A 2425-nucleotide genomic window follows, 5' to 3' on the forward strand; every position below is an offset into this window, starting at 1 on the left:
CAGTATATGTAATTTTTTACTGGTTAATCACAGATAATTTTCAAAAGATAATTTTCATACAAAGAGTAGAGTCAATTTTCTGTTTCTGCCGAGCCATTAAATCAGGACTTCTGGCAAAATCCTATATATAGAAGATTAAAACTATTGCGCAACAGTATATGTAATTTTTTACTGGTTAATCACAGATAATTTTCAAAAGATAATTTTTAATTCGGAGTAGTAGAGTAAATTTTCTGTTTCTGCCGAGCCATTAAATCAGGATTTCTGGCAAAATCCTATATATAGAAGATTAAAACTATTCCGAAACAGTATATGTCATTTTTTACTGGTTAATCAAAGATAATTTTCAAAAGATAATTTTTAATTCGGAGTAGTAGAGTAAATTTTCTGTTTCTGCCGAGCCATTAAATCAGGATTTCTGGCAAAATCCTATATATAGAAGATTAAAACTATTCCGAAACAGTATATGTCATTTTTTACTGGTTAATCAAAGATAATTTTCAAAAGATAATTTTTAATTCGGAGTAGTAGAGTAAATTTTCTGTTTCTGCCGAGCCATTAAATCAGGATTTCTGGCAAAATCCTATATATAGAAGATTAAAACTATTGCGCAACAGTATATGTCATTTTTTACTGGTCAATCACAAAGAATTTTCAAAAGATAATTTTCATACAAAGAGTAGAGTCAATTTTCTGTTCCTGCCTATCAATTAAATCAGAACTTCTGGCAAAATCCTGTGTCTGGAAAATTAAACTATTGCGCAATAGTATATCTAGTTTTTAACTGGTCAATCCCAGATAATTTTCAAAAGATAATTTTCAAAAGGATGAGCAAAGGAAATGTTCTGTTTCTGCCGAGCCATTAAATCAGGATTTCTGGCAAAATCCTATATATAGAAGATTAAAACTATTGCGCAACAGTATATGTCATTTTTTACTGGTCAATCAAAGATAATTTTCAAAAGAGGAGCAAGGCAAATTTTCTGTTCCTGCCTATTAATTAAATCAGAACTTCTGGCAAAACCCTGTGTCTGGAAAATTAAAACTATTCCGCAATAGTATATGTATTTTTTGACTGGTCAATCCCAGAGAATTTTAATCTAACTATCCTACTCTGGGAGTTTGATTGCTAAACGTCCTATTCCTATCAGCCAATAAATTTATATCAAGAATTAAATTAGCCAGCCATTGCTGAGTCAAACAAAATCAAAAAAAGCCATCCAAAAAAGAGAGCTTTTTTTTTCATCAACTCAACCTTAACCAGGAATAGTAGAAGACTCAACAGTAGCCAAAATATACAGGCAAATTTTTAGCACCATAGTGAATTATTTCCAGACCAAAATTATCGCAGTAATAACAATTAATTAAACAACAGCAAATTCAGTGTATTTCCTAACATCTGGAGGTTGAAAAGCTAAAACAATTTCACTACTATAAACACCTTTAGCCATTAATTCTGTAGCAATACCTTCCTCCGTCCAATCTTCCTCAACATAAATCTTTTCATTCTTAATCCGAATATGAACGTGAGTATATTTATGTCGCTTACTCCCTTGCCAATCTACAGTCAACCATAAATAATGGTCGTGAGTTTCATCAAATACTAAACAAGTTTCCCGTTTTTTATTAGGTGCTTGACAACCAAAATTATCATACTCAGTTAAAACTTGTTTAATCAATTGTCGATAATTGACTAATCTATCCATTCTATAATCTCTTCACCTTCCATGTTCACAATCAATAAATTTATTTGATTTAATTTAACTACAGTTTCTATAGACTTTCTCTGAAAAAATGTTTAATAAATATTCTCTTCAATCGCCAAGTAAATTAATTGATATTCATCTTGAGCTAGTTGAATTAAATGACGATATAAAATATACTGACCAAGAGCCTTCTCAAACTCATTAATTAGTGAACGACTGATAAAACTCTTAATTTCTATAATAATTTTACGTTCCTTGTTTTCAGTATTTTCGATAGCTAAATCTGCATAAAGTTCGGCATCTTCATATTCAATTTTATAGGGGTAAGCAGTAATTATCTAACCATCCTTAATCAAGGCATTTTTAACAGAGTCGTGGTAAATATCTCTGGCTGGCATAAAAATTTTATCAGAACTTACGCAAAACTACTAGATATAGTAAGGGCAAACAGCCATTTGACCCTACAAATGGTGTATGATTTAATATTTTGCGTAAGTCCTCTTTATAACATTCTTTTATCACGCTTGGTATTATATCCCTTCTCACCCTAAATACCATATTTTGTTTGGCAATACAGTTTGAATTTTCAGTATCCAAAGTAGGGAGGTTCCATGGAACCTCCCTACAGGTTTATCATTTGCTGTAAATTTTGCATCAAACAAATAAAAAAAAGCCCTCCAAATGGAGAGCTTTTTTTTAATCAATCAGTTATAAATTAA

The 2425-nt window shown here is 30.8% G+C and carries 1 protein-coding gene and 1 pseudogene; both read right to left on the bottom strand.

Features of this window, described 5'->3' with window-relative positions:
- Window positions 1-1364: 1364 nt before the first annotated feature.
- Window positions 1365-1706 carry a XisI protein gene (locus ACP6PK_RS27375; protein WP_426564411.1) on the bottom strand — a complete coding sequence of 114 codons (342 nt, stop codon included), beginning with the start codon at window positions 1704-1706 and terminating at the stop codon, window positions 1365-1367.
- Between the two features lie 92 nt (window positions 1707-1798).
- Window positions 1799-2104, bottom strand: a pseudogene (locus ACP6PK_RS27380) (element excision factor XisH family protein).
- Window positions 2105-2425 lie beyond the last annotated feature (321 nt).

The organism is Dapis hubbardiae BLCC-M172, assembly GCF_050016015.1.
Classification (GTDB): Bacteria; Cyanobacteriota; Cyanobacteriia; order Cyanobacteriales; family Microcoleaceae; genus Trichodesmium.

Coding starts and splice junctions, on each gene's coding strand:
- ACP6PK_RS27375 (WP_426564411.1), bottom strand. CDS start 1,706: ATGGATAGATTAGTCAATTATCGACAATTGATTAAACAAGTTTTAACT.